This is a genomic window from Allobosea sp. (assembly GCF_035999205.1).
Classification (GTDB): Bacteria; Pseudomonadota; Alphaproteobacteria; order Rhizobiales; family Beijerinckiaceae; genus Allobosea.
The window spans coordinates 1-21,324 of sequence record NZ_DASYHA010000018.1; the positions used below are offsets into that span (position 1 = coordinate 1).

At 68.5% G+C, this 21,324-nt stretch carries 19 protein-coding genes; 1 reads left to right on the plus strand and 18 read right to left on the minus strand.

Going from position 1 to position 21,324, the window contains the following annotated elements:
- From VGN82_RS06055 to rimP, 7 genes are all read right to left on the minus strand, one after another.
- The coding region (locus VGN82_RS06055) for a hypothetical protein (protein WP_327526100.1) at nt 1-1,344 on the minus strand (1,344 nt) is incomplete at its 3' end.
- Between the two features lie 154 nt (nt 1,345-1,498).
- Nucleotides 1,499-2,446: a tRNA pseudouridine(55) synthase TruB gene (truB, locus tag VGN82_RS06060; protein ID WP_327526101.1), complete on the minus strand. Its 948-nt coding sequence runs from the start codon at nt 2,444-2,446 to the stop codon at nt 1,499-1,501.
- Nucleotides 2,439-2,867 carry a 30S ribosome-binding factor RbfA gene (rbfA, locus tag VGN82_RS06065; RefSeq protein WP_327526102.1) on the minus strand — a complete coding sequence of 143 codons (429 nt, stop codon included), beginning with the start codon at nt 2,865-2,867 and terminating at the stop codon, nt 2,439-2,441. The genes truB and rbfA overlap by 8 nt, the downstream gene beginning before the upstream one ends.
- 157 nt (nt 2,868-3,024) lie before the next feature.
- The gene (gene infB, locus VGN82_RS06070; RefSeq protein ID WP_327526103.1) at nt 3,025-5,877 is read right to left on the minus strand and encodes a translation initiation factor IF-2; all 2,853 of its coding nucleotides are present in this window, start codon (nt 5,875-5,877) and stop codon (nt 3,025-3,027) included.
- Nucleotides 5,874-6,641: an RNA-binding protein gene (locus tag VGN82_RS06075; protein ID WP_327526104.1), complete on the minus strand. Its 768-nt coding sequence runs from the start codon at nt 6,639-6,641 to the stop codon at nt 5,874-5,876. The genes infB and VGN82_RS06075 overlap by 4 nt, the downstream gene beginning before the upstream one ends.
- Nucleotides 6,642-6,661: 20 nt before the next feature.
- Nucleotides 6,662-8,263, minus strand: a complete 1,602-nt coding sequence (nusA, locus tag VGN82_RS06080) for a transcription termination factor NusA (RefSeq protein ID WP_327526105.1) — start codon at nt 8,261-8,263, stop codon at nt 6,662-6,664.
- Between the two features lie 5 nt (nt 8,264-8,268).
- The gene (gene rimP / locus VGN82_RS06085; RefSeq protein WP_327526107.1) at nt 8,269-8,955 is read right to left on the minus strand and encodes a ribosome maturation factor RimP; all 687 of its coding nucleotides are present in this window, start codon (nt 8,953-8,955) and stop codon (nt 8,269-8,271) included.
- A gap of 340 nt (nt 8,956-9,295) precedes the next feature.
- Here rimP and VGN82_RS06090 point away from each other — a divergent pair, with 340 nt between their 5' ends.
- A complete protein-coding gene (locus VGN82_RS06090; protein ID WP_327526108.1) occupies nt 9,296-10,384 on the plus strand; it encodes a DUF2336 domain-containing protein in 1,089 nt (362 codons plus the stop codon).
- On the opposite strand, the gene trmB is transcribed toward VGN82_RS06090, so the two are convergent.
- The 11 genes from trmB to tsaB all read right to left on the minus strand — a co-directional run bounded on the left by trmB (nt 10,359) and on the right by tsaB (nt 21,304).
- Entirely contained in the window at nt 10,359-11,051 is a 693-nt protein-coding gene (trmB, locus tag VGN82_RS06095; RefSeq protein ID WP_327526109.1) for a tRNA (guanine(46)-N(7))-methyltransferase TrmB, read from the minus strand. The two genes, VGN82_RS06090 and trmB, sit on opposite strands and share 26 nt — an antisense overlap.
- Before the next feature lie 164 nt (nt 11,052-11,215).
- Nucleotides 11,216-12,421: a methionine adenosyltransferase gene (metK, locus tag VGN82_RS06100; RefSeq protein WP_327526110.1), complete on the minus strand. Its 1,206-nt coding sequence runs from the start codon at nt 12,419-12,421 to the stop codon at nt 11,216-11,218.
- Between the two features lie 163 nt (nt 12,422-12,584).
- Nucleotides 12,585-12,998 (minus strand): helix-turn-helix domain-containing protein, encoded by a 414-nt coding sequence (locus tag VGN82_RS06105; RefSeq protein WP_327526111.1) that lies wholly within the window; start codon nt 12,996-12,998, stop codon nt 12,585-12,587.
- A gap of 109 nt (nt 12,999-13,107) precedes the next feature.
- Entirely contained in the window at nt 13,108-14,703 is a 1,596-nt protein-coding gene (gene lnt, locus VGN82_RS06110; protein ID WP_327526112.1) for an apolipoprotein N-acyltransferase, read from the minus strand.
- On the minus strand, nt 14,703-15,674 hold the full coding sequence (locus VGN82_RS06115) for a hemolysin family protein (protein ID WP_327526113.1): 972 nt from the start codon (nt 15,672-15,674) through the stop codon (nt 14,703-14,705). The genes lnt and VGN82_RS06115 overlap by 1 nt, the downstream gene beginning before the upstream one ends.
- Nucleotides 15,671-16,285, minus strand: coding sequence for an rRNA maturation RNase YbeY (gene ybeY, locus VGN82_RS06120; protein ID WP_327526114.1), 615 nt, complete (start codon nt 16,283-16,285; stop codon nt 15,671-15,673). Before ybeY ends, VGN82_RS06115 begins: the two co-directional genes overlap by 4 nt.
- Nucleotides 16,282-17,379: a PhoH family protein gene (locus tag VGN82_RS06125; protein ID WP_327526468.1), complete on the minus strand. Its 1,098-nt coding sequence runs from the start codon at nt 17,377-17,379 to the stop codon at nt 16,282-16,284. The genes ybeY and VGN82_RS06125 overlap by 4 nt, the downstream gene beginning before the upstream one ends.
- Before the next feature lie 228 nt (nt 17,380-17,607).
- The gene (miaB, locus tag VGN82_RS06130) at nt 17,608-19,023 is read right to left on the minus strand and encodes a tRNA (N6-isopentenyl adenosine(37)-C2)-methylthiotransferase MiaB (RefSeq protein ID WP_327526469.1); all 1,416 of its coding nucleotides are present in this window, start codon (nt 19,021-19,023) and stop codon (nt 17,608-17,610) included.
- A 135-nt stretch (nt 19,024-19,158) separates the two neighbouring features.
- Nucleotides 19,159-19,977, minus strand: a complete 819-nt coding sequence (locus tag VGN82_RS06135) for a lysophospholipid acyltransferase family protein (RefSeq protein WP_327526115.1) — start codon at nt 19,975-19,977, stop codon at nt 19,159-19,161.
- 16 nt (nt 19,978-19,993) lie between these two features.
- Entirely contained in the window at nt 19,994-20,491 is a 498-nt protein-coding gene (locus VGN82_RS06140) for a GNAT family N-acetyltransferase (protein ID WP_327526116.1), read from the minus strand.
- Nucleotides 20,492-20,620: 129 nt separating this feature from the next.
- Entirely contained in the window at nt 20,621-21,304 is a 684-nt protein-coding gene (gene tsaB / locus VGN82_RS06145; protein WP_327526117.1) for a tRNA (adenosine(37)-N6)-threonylcarbamoyltransferase complex dimerization subunit type 1 TsaB, read from the minus strand.
- Nucleotides 21,305-21,324 lie beyond the last annotated feature (20 nt).

A 21,324-nucleotide genomic window follows, 5' to 3' on the forward strand; every position in this document is an offset into this window, starting at 1 on the left:
GCGCTGCATCTGCTCGTCGGCCTCGTCGATCTTCAATCGCGCCGAGAAATCTCCCGCCGCCGCAGCCGCCACCACCTCGCCGACATCCGAGACCACCGCCTCCATCGACTGCGCCCGCGCCAGACGCGCCGCAGCGGCGGCGCGTTCCTGCTCCTCGAGCGCCCGGACGCGCAGCAGGTTGGCCTGGAAATCGTCGAGCGCATGGCTGATGGCATCGACCTCGACCATGCCGACCTTGGCCGGGATCTTGGCGTCTTCGGCGCCGCTGAGCATCAGCCCGACCGAGTTGGCGAGCTGGCCGAGCGGCCGGACCACGCCGCGGTGGAACAGCGTCACCACGCCGATGACGACGCCCGTCACCACGAGGATCGCGAGGACCGCGAGCGCGAGCCGCCACCCGGCAATCGAAAGATCCTCGTCGATCTCGACCCTGGCCTGTTCGAAGGCAGCGTCACGCATCTGCAGGATCGTCGCGAGCGACTTCTGGGTCCAGGCGCGCCAGTCGACGAGGCTCATCCCGGCCGGCTTGCCGTCGCGCGCCGCTTCGTACATCGCGCTGTAGGTCTTGCTCTCCTCGTCGCGGAAGCCCGTCTTGACGGCCTCGACGGCAGCACGGAGCTGCGCGGTGGGCTGCGTCTGGGCCAGAGCCTGGTCGACCAGCAGCCAGAGCTGCTCGACGCGCCCGCTGAGCCGGTTGACCTGCGATACCGCCTCCGGCGCGAGCTTCGTGCCGCTGCCGACATACTGGGTGAAATGCACCGAGCGGCTGCCGGCTGCCTCGCGCACCGTTGTGGCGAGCTCGCCCAGCGTGACGGTGTTGCTGAGGTCGGGGTTGAGGCTGCCGATGGTCGCGCCGATCCGGCGCTGCAGGGCGGATTGCTCTGTCAGGAGGGCAAGCACCGTGTTGCTGAAGACCTGCGCGGCCTTGGGATCGCGCTGGGCGAGCGGCTTGGCGCTCTCGGCTTTGGCAGCCTGGCGGGCGTCGGCCATGCGCTGGCCAAAACCGTTGACATGCGTCGCCACATTGGGAAGCGCGAAGAGCGAAGTCCCGGCGACGTCCTTGCGCATCTGCGCGATGCGGGCGTCGGTATCCTGGGCCGCTGCGGCCGCCGCAGCGGCGAGCTTGCCGTCCGGATCCTCCGCCAGGATCAGCTGGGTGATGGCGCCGCGCTCGATCGCGCCGCGCTCGATCACGCGGCTGGTGCTCTCGGAAGCCATGACGAGGTTGCGCGCCTCGCGCGCCGTCGAAAGCGCCTGCATCTGCGTGTAGGCGAAGTAACCGCTGGCGAGGATCGCGGCGCCGCCGGCCGCGATGGTGCAGATCAGAAAATGCGTGACGCGCATGGCATCATGTCCCTCACGGCCGCCGCCGATAATCCGGCATGCAAGCCATGCCGCATGCCGGCGGCGAGACCGAGGAGATGCTGGAGCGTTGTCAGGAAGACATAACGAGCTGCCGTTAACGCGAACTTTCAAATCGGCCGCGAAGCCGCGGAAATCACAGGTTGAACACCCGGTGCGGCACGAATTCGCCCTGCTCGATGCTGCCCGTGGCGATCAGGATGCCTCCTGAGGTTGCATAGACGGCCTGGCTCTCGACAGGCGCGTCGCGCCCGCGCAGGAGGACGCTCTGGCCGCGCTTCAACCGGGCCGCCGCATCGCGATGGACCGGCAGTTCCGGGATCAGCGACAGTGCCGCCTTGACCGGCAGCAGAGCGGCGGCTGCGCTCTCGGCACTCTCGCGCAAGGTTTCGACGCTGGCCGCGTCCGCGACGCTGAAGGGTCCGACGCGGGTGCGCCGGAGATGGGCGACATGGCCGAGGCAGCCCAGCGCGATGCCGAGATCGCGGGCGATGGCCCGGACATAGGTGCCCTTGCCGCATTCGGCTTCGAAGGTTGTGGTGGCGCCGTCATGCGAGACGATCCGCAGCGCGTCGATCTCGACGGGCCTGGCCTCCAGAACGACCTCCTCGCCCTCGCGGGCGAGATCATAGGCGCGCTCGCCGGCGATCTTGATGGCCGAGAACTTCGGCGGCACCTGGCTGATCGTGCCGGTGAAGCGCGGCAGCAGCGCCGCGATCGCGGCCTCTTCCGGGCGGGCATCGGAGGTGGCGATGACCTTGCCCTCGGTGTCGTCGGTATCGGTCTGCGTGCCCCAGGCGACCGTGAACTGATAGGCCTTGCGGCCATCCATGACGAAAGGCACGGTCTTGGTCGCCTCGCCCAGCGCGATCGGCAGCAGGCCGGAAGCGAGCGGATCGAGCGTGCCGGCATGTCCGGCCTTCTTCGCGGAGAAGGCGCGCTTGACCACGGCGACCGCATGGGTCGAGGTCATGCCGACAGGCTTGTCCAGCACGATCCAGCCATGGACGTCGCGCTTCTTCGGCCGTGGCGCGAAGCCCTGCCCCTGCGGCTCAAGAACGTTCGGGGAAGTGGGTTCAGTCATCGTCCTGGTCGTCCGGCTGGATCCGCAGCGGCTGCTTCAGGATGTCCTGGCGCACCTTGTCGGAATAGAGGATGGCGTCGACGCGCTCGGCCTCGGCGAAGCTCTCATCCTGGAGAAAGCGGATGTCGGGCGCGAATTTCAGGTTCACGCGATGGGCGATCTCGCCGCGGATATAGCGCTTGTGGTCGTTCAGCGCCTTGAGCACGGGCTTCGCGTCGGCGCCGCCGAGCGGCATGATGAAGCAGGTCGCAAGCTTCAGATCCGTCGAGAGACGGACCTCAGGCACGGTGATGACGTGCTTGGCCAGGACCTCGTCATGGATGTCGCCACGCGCGAGCATGTCCGCGAGCGCGTGTCGGATGACCTCGCCGATGCGCAGCTGCCGCTGCGACGGGCCGGATGGTTTGGACGGTCTTGCCATGGTTCTCGTTCTCCGGGATCGGACCGGAACAAACGTCATGATCGGGCCTGGCCCGATCATCTCTCGCAGGATGAGGCGCCTTGGACAGCGCTCTGTTCACGACGGGATGGCCGGGGCGAGCCCGGCCATGACGCGCTGGTTATGAAAAGCGATCGCCTTACAGCGTGCGCTTGATTTCCTCGACGCGGTAGCACTCGATCACGTCGCCGACACGCATGTCCTGGTAGTTCTCGAAGGACATGCCGCATTCCTGGCCGGCCACCACTTCCTTGGCGTCGTCCTTGAAGCGCTTGAGCTGGGCGAGCTTGCCTTCGTGAACCACGACGCCGTCGCGGATCAGGCGGACATTGGCGCCGCGCTCGATCGTGCCGTCGGTGACGCGGCAGCCGGCGATCTTGCCGACCTTCGAGACCGCGAAGATCTCGAGGATCTGCGCATTGCCGAGCATGGTCTCGCGCAGCGTCGGGGCGAGCAGGCCCGACATCGCCGCCTTCACGTCATCCATCAGGTTGTAGATGATGTTGTAGTAGCGGATTTCGACGCCGGCCCGTTCGGCTGCCTCGCGCGCTTCCTTGTGGGCGCGCACGTTGAAACCGATCACGGCTGCGCCCGAAGCCTGGGCGAGCGTGATGTCCGACTCGGTGATGGCACCGACGCCCGACTGCAGGACACGCGCCCGAACCTCGTCGTTGCCGACCTTCTCGAGCGAGCCCACGATGGCTTCGACGGAGCCCTGCACGTCACCCTTGATGACGAGCGGGAACTCCTTGCGGCCGGCACCTTCCTTGAGCTCGCGCATCATCTCGGCGAGCGAACGGCCGGCGCCCGAGGACGCGCCGCGGGCAGCCAGGCGGTCGCGCCGCTGACGCTCGCGATAATCTGTGATCTCGCGGGCGCGCGCCTCGGATTCGACGACCGCGACGCGGTCGCCGGCCTCGGGTGTGCCGTTGAAGCCGAGGACCTCGACCGGCATGGAGGGCGGCGCCTCCTTGATCTGCGCGCCGGTGTCGCCGATGAGGGCGCGCACGCGGCCCCATTCGGCGCCCGCCACGACGATGTCGCCGGTGCGCAGCGTGCCGCGCTGGACCAGCACGGTCGCGACCGGACCCCGGCCACGGTCGAGCTTGGCCTCGATCACGGTGCCTTCGGCGGCGCGGTCGGGATTGGCCTTCAGGTCGAGCAGTTCGGCCTGCAGCGCGATCGCCTCGAGCAGCTTGTCGAGGTTCTTGCGCGTCTTGGCGGAGACCTCGATCTCCAGCGTCTCGCCGCCGAGCGACTCGACCTGGATCTCGTATTGCAGCAGCTCGGAGCGGACCCGGTCCGGATTCGCGTCGGACTTGTCGATCTTGTTGATCGCCACGATCAGCGGCACGTTGGCCGCCTTGGCGTGGTTGATGGCCTCGACCGTCTGCGGCATGACGCCGTCATCGGCCGCGACGACCAGCACGACGACGTCCGTCACCTTGGCGCCACGGGCGCGCATCGCCGTGAAGGCGGCGTGGCCGGGCGTGTCGATGAAGGTCACCTTGGACCCGGACGGCGTCGTCACCTGATAGGCGCCGATATGCTGTGTGATGCCGCCAGCCTCGCCCGAGACCACATGGGTCTGGCGGATCGCGTCGAGCAGCGAGGTCTTGCCGTGGTCGACATGGCCCATGATGGTCACGACCGGCGGCCGCGGCAGCAGGGTCTCGTCGGTATCCGGCGTATCGAACAGGCCTTCCTCGACGTCCGATTCCGCCACGCGCTTGACGGTGTGGCCCATTTCCTCGGCCACGAGCTGTGCGGTGTCGGCGTCGATCACGTCGGTGATCTTGTGCATCGCGCCCTGCTTCATCAGCAGGCGGATGACGTCGACGCCCCGCTCGGTCATGCGGTTGGCGAGTTCCTGGATGGTGATCGTCTCGGGGATGATCACCTCGCGCATCACGCGCTCCTTGGCGACGTCCGAGGCACGGTGCCCGGTCATGCGCTGGACGCGGCGACGGAAGGCCGCAACAGAACGGGTGCGCTCCTCGTCGCCGCCGGTGGCGTTCGACAGCGTCAGGCGACCGCGCGGCTTTTCGCCAGCCTTGGGAACCTTGGGCGCGGGAACCGGCGCGCCACGCGGCGGGCCGCCGGCGCCGCCGCCCGGGCGGCGGAAAGCGGGCCTTGCCTCGCCGTCGTCAGGCCGGCTGCGCGGCGTGGCGGCGGAAGGCGCCTGGCGCGTCGGGCGACTAACGGCGGGCTCGGCCGGAGCAGAGGCATCGACACGCGGGGGGCGGGGAGAATCGAGACGCGGAGGCCGCGAGTCGAGACGCGGCGGGCGCGCGCCGACATCGCGCATCGGGCTGCGCGGGGCGAAATCCGGGCGCGGGCCCGAGGGCGCCGGGCGCGGAGCCGGGGAATAGGTCGGTGCCGGAGCCGGCGTCGGTGCCGCGCTGCGCTCGGGCTGCTGAGGCGCAGGCGTAGGTTCGCGCGGCGGCTGCGGCGGGCGGGCAGCCTGCGGCTCGTCCACACGCTGACGCGCGGCGCTTTCGGCACGACGCTTGCGCTCTTCCTCCTGGCGGCGACGCTCTTCTTCCTCGCGCTGGCGGGCAAGGGCCGCCTCGCGCTCCTGCCGCTCACGCTCCGCGGCGAGGGCACGCTGGCGCGCCTCGTCCTCGGCGACGCGGCGGGCCTCGGCCTCGCTGCTGCGGGCATCGGCGAGGGCGCGCTGGCGGGCGTCCTTCTCATCCTCGGAAAGCGTGCGGAGCAGCATGCCCGAGGCGGGCCGCGACGGGGGTGTCGGGGCGGGCGGAGCCGGGCGCGGGGCTGACTGCTGGACCTGCGGCGCCGGAGCGCGGGCGGCCGGCTGATCCTTGACCTCGGGGCCGGCGACACGCCGCTTGACCTCGACGACGACCTGCTTGGAGCGCCCATGCGAGAAGCTCTGCCGGACAGTGCTCTGCTCGACAGGACGCTTCAACGTCAGGGTCTTCGGGGGGCTGACGGTCAAAGTCTTGTCGCCCGGGGTCTTGGTATCGCTCATTCTGTGTTCGGTCCTGCCGCGTTCGGTCCAGCCGGTTCGGTCGTTCGTTGGTCTACGGAATCGTCGTCTGCGGAGCCGGCGCTGGTCGGCTCCTCCGGGTGGATTGCGCCGGCATCGCCCGTCCGGTAGCGAACGAGCCGACGCCAGCGGGAGAGGAAACCCTCGGCCGCCGGTCCCGGAGCAAGCGCCGCATGTATCACATGTGCGCGCCCCAACGCCAATTCCAAATCTTCGCCCGAGAAGATTGCCACGACGGGCACTCTTCTCGGCTTCAGGCCAGCCTCCTCGCGGGCGAGTTCCACCCGCCGCAGGGCCTGTCCGATCTTGCGGCGGCCATCCTCGGCGCCGTCACTGGCCTCGATCACCGCCGCGCAACGCCCTGAGCCGATCACCGCCTCGACCTTGGCGAAGCCGGCCTGGACCAGCCCCGCCTTGTTCGACATGGCGAGCGCCTGGCGGGCGTCCGTCAACATCAAGGCGTCGATCATAGCAACCAAATCGGGCGGTACGACGACCTTGGTCTTGAGCGAGCGCTCGAAGGCCCGGCGCTTGATCGCTTCAGCGACGATCGCGGCGCTGAGGCTGACCCAGACGCCACGTCCCGGCAGCTTGCGCCGCAGATCCGGCACGAGGGCCCCGTCGGGGCCGACGACGAACCGTATCAGCTCGTCGGGAGACCGCACGGTCCTCGTGACGACGCAGCTCCGCTCCGGACCATCCCTACGATCCAGACGCCTCTCGCGCCCGCCTTGCGCCGCGGCCATTTTCACCGCCGGCGCCCGGCTCAGGCCTCGGCCGCCTCGCCTTCGGCGGCTTCAGCCTCGTCAGCCTCCTCGGCGGGAGCCTCGATCCAGCCAGCCTGGACGCGGGCGGCCATGATGATCGCCTCCGCATCCTGACGCGACAGGTCGAAACCATCGAGATAGCCGGAATGACGGGTGGTCTCGCCATCCTTGCGCTCGGTCCAGCCGACGAGGTCGTCCGTGGCGCAGCCGGCGAGATCCTCGACCGTCTTCACGTCGTTCTCGCCAAGCGACACCATCATGGAAGTGGTGATGCCAGCGACATCGCGCAAGGCGTCCTCGACGCCGAGCGCACGGCGCTTCTCGTCGAACTCGGCCTCGACGGCCGCCAGGTAGTCCTGCGCGCGCGACTGGATCTCGGCGCCGGTGTCCTCGTCGAAGCCCTCGATCGAGGCGAGCTCGGAGGGGTCGACATAGGCGACCTCCTCGACCGTGCGGAAGCCTTCCGACGCCAGCAGCTGGCCGACCGTCTCGTCGACGTTCAGCGCATTCATGAAGATCTCGGTGCGGGCGACGAATTCCTTCTGGCGACGCTCCGATTCCTCGGCCTCGGTCAGGATGTCGATGTCCCAGCCGGTGAGCTGCGAGGCGAGGCGCACGTTCTGGCCGCGTCGGCCGATGGCGAGCGAGAGCTGCTCGTCGGGGACCACGACCTCGATCTTGTCGGCGTCCTCGTCGAGCACGACCTTGGCGACTTCCGCTGGCTGCAGCGCGTTGACGACGAAGGTCGCAATGTCCGGCGACCACGGGATGATGTCGATCTTCTCGCCCTGCAGTTCGCCGACGACGGCCTGCACGCGCGAACCCCTCATGCCGACGCAGGCGCCGACCGGGTCGATCGAGGAATCGCGGCTGATCACCGCGATCTTGGCGCGCGAGCCCGGATCGCGGGCGACCGCCTTCACCTCGACGATGCCGTCGTAGATCTCCGGCACTTCCTGGCCGAACAGCTTCGACATGAACTGCGGATGCGTGCGCGACAGGAAGATCTGCGGGCCGCGCGGCTCGCGGCGCACGTCGTAGACATAGGCGCGGGCGCGGTCGCCGACCTTGAAGGTCTCGCGCGGAATCATCTCGTCGCGGCGGATGATGGCTTCGCCACGGCCGAGATCGACGAAGACATTGCCGTATTCGACTCGCTTGACCGCGCCGTTGACGATCTCGCCGATGCGATCCTTGTACTCGTCATACTGCCGGTCGCGCTCGGCCTCGCGCACCTTCTGCACGATGACCTGCTTGGCCGACTGGGCGGCGATGCGGCCGAAATCGAAGGGCGGAAGCGGATCGGCGATGACATCGCCGACCTGGGCGGCGGGGTTGTGGCGCTTGGCTTCGTCGACGGTGATCTCGACGGCACCGTTCTCGACCTGGTCGACCACCTGAAGGTGCCGGGCGAGCCTGAGTTCGCCGGTCTTGGTGTTGATTTCGGCGTGAACGTCCGTCTCGGCGCCGTAGCGCGAGCGGGCAGCCTTGGCGATAGCATCCTGCATCGCATCGACGACGATCTGCCGGTCGATGGACTTCTCGCGGGCGACCGCGTCGGCGATCTGCAGCAGTTCGAGCCTGTTGGCGCTGACGACCATGACGCTCACTCCTCTTCGGTTGATTCTGGCGGAGTTTGTCCGCGGATCTTGTCGGGACGTGGCCCCAGCGATTTCTTTTTGCCCTTGGGCGGCTCGGCGATCTCGTCGGCGGCCGGCATCTCGGGCGGCAGCCCGGCTTTGCCGCGACGCAGCGATTCGGTGACGAGCGCGTCGGTCAGCACGAGGCGGGCATCGGCGATCATGTTCATGGGAATCGCGACGTCGCGCTCTTCCTCTGTCTTGGCATCGTCGCGCGCGAGCAGGGCGTTGCCGCCCTCGACACCACGCAGGATGCCGCGAAAGCGCTTGCGTCCGTTGACCGGAGCCTCGGTGTCGATCTTGGCGAGATGGCCGGCCCAGCGGGCGAAATCGCCAGCGCGCACCAGCGGCCGGTCGATTCCCGGCGACGAGATTTCGAGATGGTAGGCAGCCTGGATCGGGTCATCGACGTCGAGCGCCGGCGAGACCGCCTGGCTGACCTCTTCGCAACCCTCGACGGTCATCGTGCCGTCGGGTCGCTCGGCCATGATCTGGACGGTGCAGCCGTTCTGGCCGGTCACACGCACGCGCACCAGCCGATAGCCGAGATCGACGATCGCGGGTTCGATGATTGCGGCCACGCGCGCGGCGACGCCGCTTTCGACGACCAGGCGCCTGTCGTTGTCGTGGTCCGTCGCTGTCGGTTCGTTCATACTCGGGCTGCCTGCCTGTAAGCCGGACGGTGTCCGGCCGACCGAAGGGTTGGCGCATGGCACCGTCCAGGACAGGCCGCTGAAGGGCAGCCGCGTGCCGGCGTCATGCTCCAGCCCCGGCCGGGCTGCGGCCAATAAAAAAGAGCGGGCCTTCCGGCCCGCTCTTGATCATCGGCTGATACCGAAACCAGAGCTGTTGGCTGCTATTTAGTCCGCATCGGCGGCGCATGCAAGCGTCCTCGACCGGCCTGACCAAAGGGCAGGATTTTCGCTGGCCGCTAACCCGATGGTCATCCTTCTGCGCGATGGTGCGTGGCTGTGCGCCGAGTGGGGTCGAGGTATGAGTTCTGTCAGTACGCTGTTGCGCGATCTCGAGACGACGATGCTGCGCGGCTCGACCGACGAACGCACCCAGATTCTGTCGCGCCTGACCGATCTCTTTCTGAGCTCGGCCTCGGTCATGGACGAAGACCAGGTCGGCATTTTCGACGTCGTCATCGGCCGGCTCTCGCGTGCGATCGAGCTGCGCGCCCGCATCGAGCTGTCGGAACGGCTCGCTCCCGTCCCCAACGCGCCGACTGGTGTCGTGCGCCAGCTTGCGCTCGACGAGATCGCGGTTGCGCGCCCTGTCCTGGTCGGGTCGAAACGGCTGAGCGACCAGGATCTCGTCGCGATCTCGGCCGCCAAGGGGCGCGATCACATGCTCGCCATTACGGAGCGGCCCAATCTCGGCGAGCCGGTCACCGATTTCCTGATCCTGCGCGGCGGCCGGGTCGTCACGCATGCGATCGCGGCCAACCATACGGCCCGCTTCTCGCGGCACGGCATGGGCGTGCTCGTGATGCGCGCCGTCCAGGACGATGCGTTGCAGACGGCGCTCGGGGCCAGGCAGGACATTCCTGCCGAGCTTGCCGAGCAGCTCATGGTCGCCGCCAAGAATTCCGCCCGCCGCCGTCTCACGGCGAGCCTCGAGCCGTCGCTGGCCGGTGCCGTTGCCGGCGCCATCGAGCGCGGCGCGCAGGCCGTCGCCGCGGAGGCGCGGGTCGATGGCGATCTCGGCGCGGTCAACGAGGCGTTGGTCGAGGTCAACCGGCTTCACGAGGCCGGCGAGCTCACCGAGAGCAGTGTCGCCCGGTTTGCTACGGATGGCGCGACCGAGCATGCGATCTGTGCGGTCGCGGTTCTGGCCCAGCTCGGCCTGCCGGCGGCGGAGCAGATCGTCCTGGGCACCGATCGCGACGCGGTGTTGCTGGTGGCGCGAGGCCTTGGCTGGTCGTGGGAGACCACGTCGGCCCTCATCGGCTTGCGCAAGGACTTCGGCAAGTCAGCGCCGGCGGTCGAGCGCGCCCGACAGCATTTCCGCAACCTGGCGCAGCCCACGGCGCAGCGTGTCCTTGGCTTCCTCAGGATGCGCGACGCACAGCAGTGAGATAGCTCGGTATCCGCCCCGCCTTGACGGCCTTGGCCTCGTAGCGCGTGCGGATCCAGCCGGGATAGGGCTGGCGCCAGTCGTCGGCGCGCGCATCCGTCCAGTCGAAATCATCAGAGCGCGCCAGCCGCGCCAGGGTCCAGCCGACATAGTCGTCGATGTCGCTGGCGAAGCGGAAGCGTCCGCCCGGCCGCAGGGTCCGGGCGAAAAGCGCCAGCGTCCGGTCGGAGACGAAGCGGCGCTTGCGTTGGCGCCGCTTCGGCCAGGGATCGGGATAGAGCAGGTCGATCGCGTCGAGCGACCCCGCCGGCAGCCGCGGCAGCATCAGGGCAGCGTCGCCGTCCCAGATCCGGATATTGGTCAGGCCCTCGCGCTCGATCACGGCGAGCAGCTTCGCCATGCCGTTGATGAAGGGCTCGACGCCGATGAAGCCGATCTGCGGGCTTTCGCGCATGCGGCTGAGCAGGTGTTCGCCGCCGCCGAAGCCGATCTCGAGCCGCACGGCCGTCACCGCCTGGGGAAACAGCGCGCCGAGATCGGCAATCTCGCCCTCGGGCAGGCGCAGCCGCGGCAAGACGGTGTCGATCATCACGCTCTGGCCATCGCGCAGGGCCTTGCCCTTGCGCCGGCCGAAGAAGGCGCGGTCGGGATCGTAGTCGTTCGTCATGAGCGGTCTTCTGAACTGGTGGCGTCTCGATGCACGCGAACGGTCATCCCGGGTCAGCACTTCGCTGCGTCCGGGCTGACGGCGCGTCGATGAAGCCTGTAGCACAAAGAAAAAGGCCGGAGCGATCCGCTCCGGCCTGATCGGGTTACCCCAGAGCGTAAAGCTCAGGCGGCGGCCTTCTTGAGCGCGTCGACCAGATCGGTCTTCTCCCAGGAGAAGCTGCCGTCACGGCCGGCCTTGCGACCGAAATGGCCATAGGCGGCCGACTTGGCGTAGATCGGCTTGTTGAGGTTGAGGTGGGTGCGGATGCCGCGCGGCGTCAGATCCATCACCTCGCCGAGAACCTTCTCGAGCTTGGCTTCGTCGACCTTGCCCGTGCCGTGCAGGTCGACATAGATCGACAGCGGCTTGGCGACGCCGATGGCATAGGAGAGCTGGATCGTGCAGCGATCGGCGAGCTTCGCAGCCACGACGTTCTTGGCGAGATAGCGCGCCGCATAGGCGGCCGAACGGTCGACCTTGGTCGGGTCCTTGCCCGAGAACGCGCCGCCACCATGCGGAGCCGCGCCGCCATAGGTGTCGACGATGATCTTGCGGCCGGTCAGGCCGGCGTCGCCATCGGGGCCGCCGATCACGAACTTGCCGGTCGGGTTGACGTGCCAGACCGTGTCCTTCGAGATCCAGCCTTCCGGCAGGGTCGAGCGGATATAGGGCTCGACGATCTTGCGGACGTCGGCCGAGGACAGGCCCTCGTCGGTGTGCTGCGTCGAGAGAACGATCTGGGTCACGCCGACCGGCTTGCCGTTCTCGTACTTGACCGTGACCTGGCTCTTGGCGTCCGGGCCGAGCTTGGCGGCGCCGCCTTCCTTGGCGTGGCGGGCCTTGGCCAGCACTTCCAGGATCTTGTGCGAATAGTAGATCGGCGCCGGCATCAGCTCCGGCGTCTCGCGGCAGGCATAGCCGAACATGATGCCCTGGTCGCCCGCGCCTTCGTCCTTGTTGCCGGAGGCGTCGACGCCCTGGGCGATGTCGGCCGACTGGGCGTGCAGAAGCACGTCGATCTTGCACTTCTTCCAGTGGAAGCCGTCCTGCTCGTAGCCGATCGCCTTGATCGCCTTGCGCGCGGCCGACTTGACCTTGCTCTTCATCGCCTTCTCGTCGAGCGAGGTGCGAACCTCGCCGGCGATCACGACGCGGTTGGTCGTCGCCAGCGTCTCGCAGGCGACACGGACCTGGGCCGCATCCATGCCGGCCTTGGCGGCTTCCTTGAAGAACAGGTCCACGACCTCGTCCGAGATCCGGTCGCAGATCTTGTCGGGATGGCCTTCGCCGACGGATTCACTGGTGAAGAGGTAGTTCTGGCGTGACACGGTCAGGCAGCCCTTTTGCAGGGGTGAGACGGGTGACCAGCTCGGAAAAGGGGCCGATCGATGAAAGCGGCGATCCTCTTTGCAGCGGATGCGTTCGCCGTCAAGCACGACAATCCGTTTATCGGGAGTTTCGTTCGTCAGGACGAACAAGTGTTGCGCGAAATCACGCGATTCCGGCATCTTCCTCGGCAAGGGACTCGACGAGGTCGATGATCCGGCGCCTGACCTTGCCGTTCTTGATGCGAACGAAGGCCTTGGTCAGCTGGACGCCTTCGCTGCTCGACATGAAGTCGGAGACATAGGCGCTGGAGGCGGAATCGGAGAAGCCGCCGGTGGGCATGTCTCCGGTCGGGGCGCCCTCGAAGAAGAACGAGACGGGCACGTCGAGCATCTTGGCGATCTGCTGCAGCCGGCTGGCGCTGATGCGGTTCGAGCCCTTCTCGTATTTCTGCACCTGCTGGAAGGTCAGTCCGAGCGCATCCCCGAGCTTCTCCTGGCTCACGCCTGCGAGCATGCGGCGCATGCGCACGCGGCTGCCGACATGGCGGTCGATCGGGTTCGGGACTTTCTTCAGCATGGACGACAGCCTCGGCTCTTCTCGCCGCCCTCCGGATGGTTGATCTTCCAGAGCGGCGTAGTCAATTGGTTTAAGACGTACCCCTTCGGCGAACAAGTTCCAAATGGGATCAGTGGCGGCGCAGCAGCCACGACAGAAGCAAGAATCCTGCAAGCAGCGCTGCATAGATCAGGTTGCCGAATTGCGCGTAAATCGTGGCGGGCCCGGCACGTGGCAGGCCGGCATCGAGGACGCCTTGCGTGCCGAGAGGCAGGCTGGCGACGATCCGGCCATAGCCGTCCGTGACCGCCGAGATGCCGGTATTGGCGACGCGCACCAGCGGCAGGCCCTCTTCGATCGCCCGCAGTCGCGCCTGGGCGAAATGCTGGTAGGGGCCGCTGGTCTGGCCGAACCAGCCATCATTGGTCAGGTTGAGCATGAAGCCTGCTCGCGGCCCCTGCGGCATGACCTCGCCCGGGAAGATCACCTCGTAGCAGATCAGCGGCGCGGCCGGCGGCAGGCCGCGGATAGCGAGCGGAGTTCGGCGCGTACCGGCGGCAAATCCGCCCGGAACCGACACGAACTCCGACAGGCCGAGGCTGCGGATCAGAGTCTCGAGCATCGGCGGCAGGTACTCGCCGAACGGCACCAGATGCACCTTGTCGTAGCTCGAGACGATGGCGCCCTCGTCGTCCACGATCTGGATCGAGTTGAAGATCGGTGGCCGGCTCTCGCCGGGAAGCATTTCGCCGGCCCGCGCCGCGCCCGTGATCAGCGTTGTGTTAGGCGGCAGCAGCGCCGCGATGCGCGAGAGCGCCTGTGGGGTGCGCCCGAGCAGGAACGGGAATGCCGATTCCGGCCAGATCAGATGGGTGACGGCCTGCACGCCGGGCGTCGCCGGGCTCGTCGCGCGGTCGCTCAGCGTTAGATACTGGTTCAGGATCGCCTCGCCGTTGCGGGCGTTGAACTTGGCGTCCTGCGGCAGGTTCGGCTGCATCAGCCGCAGCTTGACGCCGGCGACCAGCGGTGCGGGCCCGGCCGGCATGCGCCAGTGGCCGAAGCCGACCAGCCCCGCTAGGACGAGCAGCGCCACGGCCGGGGCGCGCCAGCGCCCGGCGCCGGCTTCCGCCGTTCCCAGCGTCGCCGGTGCGGCGCCGATTGCGATCGCGACCAGCGTCAGGCCATAAAGCCCGGCGATCGAGGCGAACTGCGCGATCTGGGCCTGCCCCGCCAGCATCATGCCGTAGACGTTCCAGGGAAAGCCGGTCAGGACATGGCCGCGCAGCCATTCGCTGAGCGAGAGCACGATCGCCAGGATGAGGATGCGCCCCGCCCCCGCCGGCCAGGCAAGGCGGGCGCAGCCGAAGGCCAGCGCCGGGAAGAAGGCGAGGAATGCCGGCAACGCCACGACCCCGAGCGGCATCGCCCAGGCGAACTTGTCGGCCTCGACCAGGAAGGCCGCGCCCAGCCACCAGAGCCCGGCCAAGAAGAAGCCGAAGCCCCACCACCAGCCGACCATGGCGGCGGCGCGGAAGCGACCGGCTGTGCTCTTTCCCACTGCTCCGTCGATCAGCCAGACCGCGATCGTCATCGGCACCACGATCAGCGGCCAGAGGTCGAGCGGCGGCAAGGCGAGCGCGCCGCTCGCGCCTGCCGCGAGCGCGATCAATCGCTTGCGCCAGCCCCAGGCGAGGATGACGCTGTCGGCCAGCATCGCGAAACGCATCAGGCAGGCTCCGCCGGAGGCTCGGATGCGGCGGGCAGGCTGTGACGGATACTCAGGCGCTTCACGCGCCGCGGGTCGGCCTCGATGATCTCGAAGCTGAGACCTTCGGGGCCTTCGATGATCTCGCCTTGTGCCGGCACATGGCCGGCGAGCGTCACGATCAGCCCGCCCAGCGTATCGACATCCTCGGCGATCTGGGTTTCGGACAGGTCGATTCCGGTCGCTTCCTTCAACTCCAGGAGCGTGGCGCGTGCGTCGGCCGTGAAGCTGCCCTCGCCGTCCGGGGTGATCGTCGGCGCTTCCTCGAGATCGTGCTCGTCCTCGATGTCGCCGACGACGATCTCGATCAGGTCCTCGATCGTGACGAGCCCGTCCGTGCCGCCATATTCGTCGATGACGAGCGCGATATGCGTTCGTGTCGCCTGCATCCGCACCAGCAGGTCGACCGCCGGCATCGAGGGCGGCACGTAGAGGACCGGGCGCAGGATCTTGGTCTCCGCCAGCGTCGCCGTCAGATCGACGGCCGAGAGGTCGTGGAGGGCGGCCTCGGAGAGGCCCGCGGTCGGCTCCATCCTGGCCTCGCCGGCAATGAATTCGAGGAAGTCGCGGATATGGATCATGCCGCGCGGGTCATCGAGCGAATCGTCGAAGACCGGCAGCCGCGAATGCCCGGCGGTCCGGAACAGTGCCAGAAGCTCGTCGAGCGTGGCATCGGCCGGAACCGCGATGATGTCGGCGCGCGGAACCATGACGTCGCCGACGCGGCGCTCGCGCAGGCTCAGCACGTTGGAGAGCATGGCGCGCTCCTGCGCGCTCAGATCGGCGAGCTGGTCGCTGTCCTGGGCCAGCGCTTCAGTGATGTCCTCGCGGATGGTGCCGCCGCCGCGCAGGCCGAGCCTGTCGAGGAACTGGCTGAGCCAATGGGAAAGGCCGCGCCCGGCGGCCTCGGTCTGTCGACTGTCGTCGCTCATGATCTTGGGGGATGGTCCGGAGTTGCGGCTTGCGGAGAAGGTAGGGAAGGGTCGTGGGGACGCGCGATCAGCTCGCCGCCGGCATAGGGGTCGGCGATGCCGAGCCGGGCGAGGGCTGCGACCTCGAGCCCTTCCATGCGCTGCGCTTCCGCCTCGGTCTCGTGATCCTCGCCGAGCAGGTGCAGCAGGCCGTGGATGACGAGATGGCTGAAATGGTCGGTGAGGCTCTTGCCCTCGGCCTGGGCCTCGCGCTCCACCGTCTCAAACGCGATCACGATGTCGCCCAGCACAGGGCTCATGGCGATCCGTTCCGGCGGCGCGGCGGGAAAGGAGAGCACATTGGTCGCCTTGTCGAAGCCGCGCCAGTCGCGGTTGACGACGCGGATGCGCTTGTCGTCGGTCAGCAGCAGGCTGAGTTCGGCGCCGTCGCAGGGCTGGGCCGGCGCGACGGCCAATGCGGCCTGGGTGGCTTGCTGCGCAAGCGCGCGCAGGCTCGCGAGGTTGCCGAGCGCGCGCCACTGGCGAGATTGCGCCCGCAGCGCGATGGCAAGGCTGGGAGTCGGGGTCTCGGGGCGCGGCGCCGGACGCCGCGCGCGAGGTCGATCGGTCATCGCGGGCGCTCCCGCGACAGGGTCCGCCGCAGGCCTTCGGTCTCGCTCTCGATCGGAGCCTCGGGCACGGCGGCGCGCATCCGCTCCTCACGCTCCTCGCGCTCGCGGCGGGACGCGTTCTCATAGGCCATGACGATGCGACGGACGAGGTCGTGGCGCACGACGTCGCCCTCCTCGAACTTGGCATAGCCGACGCCCTCGACGCCGGACAGAAGCTTCACGGCCTCGATCAGCCCCGAGCGCTGGCCCGGCGGCAGGTCGATCTGCGAGGGGTCGCCGGTAATGATCATGCGCGAGCCCTCGCCGAGGCGGGTCAGGAACATCTTCATCTGGACCGAGGTCGCGTTCTGCGCCTCGTCGAGCAGCACGACGGCATTGGTTAGGGTCCGGCCGCGCATGAAGGCGAGCGGCGCGATCTCGATCATGCCGGTCTGCAGGGCGCGCTCGACATGGCGCGCCTCCATGAAGTCGTTGAGGGCGTCGTAGATTGGCCTGAGATAGGGGTCGACCTTCTCGCGCATGTCGCCGGGCAGGAAGCCGAGCCGTTCGCCGGCCTCCACCGCCGGGCGAGACAGGATCATCCGCTCGACCACGCCCTGCTCGATCAACGAGACGGCATGCCCGACGGCGAGCCAGGTCTTGCCGGTGCCGGCCGGGCCTTCGGCAAGCACCAGTTCGTTGCGCTTGAGCTGGCGCAGATAGGCGTCCTGCGCAGCGTTGCGGGCCCGCACGGGGCCGCGCTTGCGCGTCACGATCGCGTCAAAGGATGCCTTGCCTGCATCGGCCGCCGGGAACAGCGAGCGCTGGACATTGCTCTCCTCGATCGCGCCGTCGACCTCGCCCAGCGTCACCGAGGCGCCGGCCTTGGCCCGGGTATAGAGCGTCTTCAGCACGCGCCCGGCCTGTTCGGCGGTTTCGCGCGGTCCCTTGATCGTGGCGTGGTTGCCGTTCGGGCTGATCACGACGCCGAGCCGGCGCTCGAGATGCGCCAGGTTCTGGTCGTAATGCCCGAAGACGAGGCTCGCCAGACGATTGTCGTCGAAGGAGAGCAGAACCTCGGTCGCCGGCAACCCGTCACGGGTAAGGACTTCCATCTGCGCGGAGGCGAGCTCGCGCCGCGTTCCGCGTTCCGGTCTCGGATTCGTCGAGTCAGCCTGTGCCAAAAGCGTCGTCTCCCTGGCGCCTGTTCCGGCCGGACAGGAGCGTGAGGCCGGGTCGTCTAGCGGAATCGTCGTCGTTATCAGCAGTCGCGCGGGTTTCAGCCTGATGACAGGCCGTCACGGGCGCGTCGGGCGAGATCGCATCGGGTGCATGGGCTGCGCTCAAGCGGCCAACTCCTTCGAGGAAGCCGGCCTTGCGGAGGTTTCCGGCGTCGAAGGTCTCTGTACGGGCTCGTTCGGCGCCCCGGCCTTGCGGCCGAAGAGCGAGTTGGAACCCGCCCGCTCGATCACCACCTGCACCCTGTCGCCGATCTGATTCGCCTCCGTCTCGATCTGCACAGCCTGAAGGTAGGGCGACTTTCCCGCAAGCTGTCCGGGGTGGCGCCCGGCTCGTTCCAGCAGGACCTCGACGGTGCGCCCGACCATAGCATGGTTGAACGCCTGGCGGTGATGCTCGATGCGCGCCTGCAGCCGCTGCAGCCGCTCGTCCATCACGGCGGCCGGAACCTGCTGGCCGAGATCCGCGGCAGGCGTGCCCGGGCGCGGCGAATATTTGAAGGAATAGCTCGAGGCGAAGCCGATCTCGTCCACAAGGGCGACCGTATCCTCGAAATCGGCGTCGCTCTCGCCGGGGAAGCCGACGATGAAATCCGAGGACAGCGCGATGTCCGGCCGTGCCGCACGGATCCGCTCGATCAGGCGGCGGTATTCGTCGCCCGTGTGCTTGCGATTCATCGCCGCGAGAATGCGATCCGATCCGGCCTGCACCGGCAGATGCAGGAACGGCATCACCTGCGGCAGGTCGCGATGGGCGGCGATCAGATCGTCGTCCATGTCGCGCGGATGGCTCGTCGTATAACGGATGCGGTGGATGCCCGGCACCTCGGCGACGCGGTACATCAGCCGGGCCAGGCCCCAAATTCGGCCATCGGGCCCCTCGCCATGATAGGCATTGACGTTCTGGCCAATCAGCGTGACGTCCTGTACGCCGGCTGCCGCGAGCCGCTCGATCTCGGCCATGACCTGAGCCACCGGCCGCGAGAATTCGGCGCCGCGCGTATAGGGCACGACGCAGAAGGCGCAGAACTTGTCGCAACCCTCCTGCACCGTGACGAAGGCCGAGATGCCGCGCTGGCGGATCGCCTGCGGGCGCGGCGCCGGCAGATGGCCGAACTTGTCGTCGATGGGCAGGTCGGTATCGACGGTGCGGCGGGTTTTCGCCTGCTCCAGCAACTCCGGCAGGCGGTGATAGGCCTGCGGGCCGACGACGAGGTCGACCGCTGGCTGGCGGCGCTGAATCTCGGCGCCTTCCGCCTGCGCGACGCAGCCGGCGACGATGATGCGGGTATCCTGGCCCTCGGCCTTCTGGGCGTTCTTGATGTCGCGCAGCTTGCCAAGCTCGGTATAGACCTTCTGCACCGCGCGATCGCGGATATGGCAGGTGTTGAGCAGGATCAGGTCGGCGCCTTCGGGCGTCGCGGTTTCCTCGAAGCCCTGTTCGCCCAGGATGTCGGCCATGCGCTGGCCGTCATAGACGTTCATCTGGCAGCCGAAGGACTTGATGTGGACTTTCTTCATCGCGCCGGGTCTGATCTCCAAACCGTCTCCTTACTCCGGATCGCCGCCTGAGGAAACGCCCGGCAGGCTGATCCTTCGATCAAGCCGGGCTCTTCGACCAAGCAATGGCTGGGCCAAGCGCGTGCCTGGCGGGCCTCAGGCCAGCGGCCGACCGCTCACCGTCTCCTGGCGGGCCTTGCGGATGGCGGCCTCGGCCAGTCGTGTCGCCGCCTTGCGCGAGGTCTTCCGGCCCATCGCGATTGGCTCGCCCCAAACCAGCTCGACATCGATCGCCCCCATGGCGAGCACTGTCTTGAGATGGGGAGCGAGTTCGGTATCGCCATACCAGGCGAGGGTGCTGCGCTCGAACCGTCCGCCGGCCATGCCGTGGAAACCCGTATAGCTGATCGTGAGCGGGTAGATCGCGATGTCGGCTTCGCCATCCGCCTCCGCCGCGCCCTTGCCGAGGGCCTCATGGGCCGCTCCCAGCAGCGATGAGCGCAACGGCAGGAGGCGCGTGCCGTCGCCGGTGGTGCCCTCGGCGAAGAGCACGACGGCTTGCCCGTCGGTCAGGCGCGCCCCCATCTGCTGGGCGACCTCGGCGGTTGCGGACCGGCGCGAGCGGTCGATGAAGACGGTGCGCTGCAGGCTCGCGAGGAAGCCGATCACGGGCCAGCCGGAGACCTCGCTCTTGGCGACGAAGCAGACCGGCCTCTCCGCGCCGAGGACGGAGATGTCCAGCCAGGAGACGTGGTTCGCGACGATCAGGCCGCTGCTGCCCGGCGGCGGCGGCGCGCCCCGCACCTGCCGGCGTACGCCGAGGCAGCGGCAGGTGAGGCGGTGAAACAGGAGCGGGAGCATCGCGCTGCGCGAGGGCAGCAGGCGCATCACCAGGAGTTGTGCCGGCACCAGCGCGAGCGTTCCCAGCGCCAGCAAGGACAGGCGCAGGATCGCGCCGGGAGCGAGCCCCTTCACGAGTGCGGAACTCCGCTCACGCCAGATCGAGCCTCATCGCGACGGCCGTCGCACGGCTGCCGTCGGGCTTGGGATAGTAGCCCTTGCGCCGGCCGACCTCGCGGAAGCCGAGATGCCGGTAGAGCCGCTCGGCCGCGACATTGCCCTCCTCGACCTCGAGAAAGACCTGCGCTGCGCCACCGCCGGCGAGCCGCGACAGATGGGCGCCGAGCAGGCTCGCCGCCAGCCCATTGCGGCGATGGCCGGGCGCGATCACGATCGAGAGGATCTCGGCCTCGTCGGCCGCCTGGCGCGACATCACGAAGCCCGCCGGCTGTGATGCCTGGCCGGGAAAGACGCCGTCCGCCCTGACGCTTGCATCCGCCAGCAGGGCCGCGCATTCGCCGGGCTCCCAACCGCGTGCGAACCCGCCCTGGCTGTGCAGCGCGGCGACGTCGCGCGCATGACGCGCGTCGAGATGGCCGGTCCGCACCGGGCGGGCTTGGGGGTGCAGCAGTCGCCTGAGCCAGTCCATGGCGCTTGATGGCACAGCGGCGCCGGCTGGCAAATCCCCCGGGCCAATTTCGCGCGGCGGGGCCGGGCCCAGGTCAGGAGAATGCACCAAAACGATGACTTCGAGCTGCCGTGACCCACACGCCGCGAATCAGCGGCGCGGCAGCCGGGCGCGGTCCTGCGGCGTCGTCTCGGGCGCCTTGAGGTAGAGAGGGCGCGGCGGCGCGGATGCCGGATCGGCGATCATGCCGAGTCGCGCCACCCAGGTCACATCCGGCGCACGGGCATCGTCGATGACCAGCGCGTCGAGGCCGATCGCCCAGGCCTCGTTGGCGACTGCGAGCGCGGCCGATCCGACCAGGCTGACCGGGCCGGCGCCAATGGCGCGGGCAGCATCGCGATAGCTGACCTGGCGCAGGGCGACGATCTGCCGACCCTCCGAGCTCAGCGCCTGGAACCAGACCTGGCCGTGCTTGGCATCAAGCGCGGCGGCAATCACGCGGCCGCTTTCGCGCCCGACCAGCGGCGCCGCGCAGGCGGCGACCGTGGTGACGCCGACCGCGGGGATGTTCGCGGTCAGCGCTATGGCGCGTGCCGCGCTGACGCCGACCCGCAGACCCGTATAGCTGCCGGGGCCGACCGTGACGGCGACGCGATCGAGTGACGAGAAGCCGCCTTCGACCGCGTTCATGACGCGCTCGATCAGCGGCATCAGAGCCTCGGCATGGCCACGCTCCATCGCGACCTGCTCGATCGCGAGCGGCTCGGGCATGCCGGCTTCCAGCACGCAGGCGGAGCAGGCGCCGAGCGCGGTGTCGATCGCGAGGATGCGCATCGGCGGCGGGTCTCTATCCG

What these genes read in the sequence shown, in the direction of transcription:
- truB (WP_327526101.1), bottom strand. Translation starts at nt 2,446, where the DNA reads ATGACTGAACCCACTTCCCCGAACGTTCTTGAGCCGCAGGGGCAGGGC.
- rbfA (WP_327526102.1), bottom strand. Translation starts at nt 2,867, where the DNA reads ATGGCAAGACCGTCCAAACCATCCGGCCCGTCGCAGCGGCAGCTGCGC.
- infB (WP_327526103.1), bottom strand. Translation starts at nt 5,877, where the DNA reads ATGAGCGATACCAAGACCCCGGGCGACAAGACTTTGACCGTCAGCCCC.
- VGN82_RS06075 (WP_327526104.1), bottom strand. Translation starts at nt 6,641, where the DNA reads ATGGCCGCGGCGCAAGGCGGGCGCGAGAGGCGTCTGGATCGTAGGGAT.
- nusA (WP_327526105.1), bottom strand. Translation starts at nt 8,263, where the DNA reads ATGGTCGTCAGCGCCAACAGGCTCGAACTGCTGCAGATCGCCGACGCG.
- rimP (WP_327526107.1), bottom strand. Translation starts at nt 8,955, where the DNA reads ATGAACGAACCGACAGCGACGGACCACGACAACGACAGGCGCCTGGTC.
- VGN82_RS06090 (WP_327526108.1), top strand. Translation starts at nt 9,296, where the DNA reads ATGAGTTCTGTCAGTACGCTGTTGCGCGATCTCGAGACGACGATGCTG.
- trmB (WP_327526109.1), bottom strand. Translation starts at nt 11,051, where the DNA reads ATGACGAACGACTACGATCCCGACCGCGCCTTCTTCGGCCGGCGCAAG.
- VGN82_RS06105 (WP_327526111.1), bottom strand. Translation starts at nt 12,998, where the DNA reads ATGCTGAAGAAAGTCCCGAACCCGATCGACCGCCATGTCGGCAGCCGC.
- lnt (WP_327526112.1), bottom strand. Translation starts at nt 14,703, where the DNA reads ATGCGTTTCGCGATGCTGGCCGACAGCGTCATCCTCGCCTGGGGCTGG.
- VGN82_RS06115 (WP_327526113.1), bottom strand. Translation starts at nt 15,674, where the DNA reads ATGAGCGACGACAGTCGACAGACCGAGGCCGCCGGGCGCGGCCTTTCC.
- ybeY (WP_327526114.1), bottom strand. Translation starts at nt 16,285, where the DNA reads ATGACCGATCGACCTCGCGCGCGGCGTCCGGCGCCGCGCCCCGAGACC.
- VGN82_RS06125 (WP_327526468.1), bottom strand. Translation starts at nt 17,379, where the DNA reads ATGGAAGTCCTTACCCGTGACGGGTTGCCGGCGACCGAGGTTCTGCTC.
- miaB (WP_327526469.1), bottom strand. Translation starts at nt 19,023, where the DNA reads ATGAAGAAAGTCCACATCAAGTCCTTCGGCTGCCAGATGAACGTCTAT.
- VGN82_RS06140 (WP_327526116.1), bottom strand. Translation starts at nt 20,491, where the DNA reads ATGGACTGGCTCAGGCGACTGCTGCACCCCCAAGCCCGCCCGGTGCGG.
- tsaB (WP_327526117.1), bottom strand. Translation starts at nt 21,304, where the DNA reads ATGCGCATCCTCGCGATCGACACCGCGCTCGGCGCCTGCTCCGCCTGC.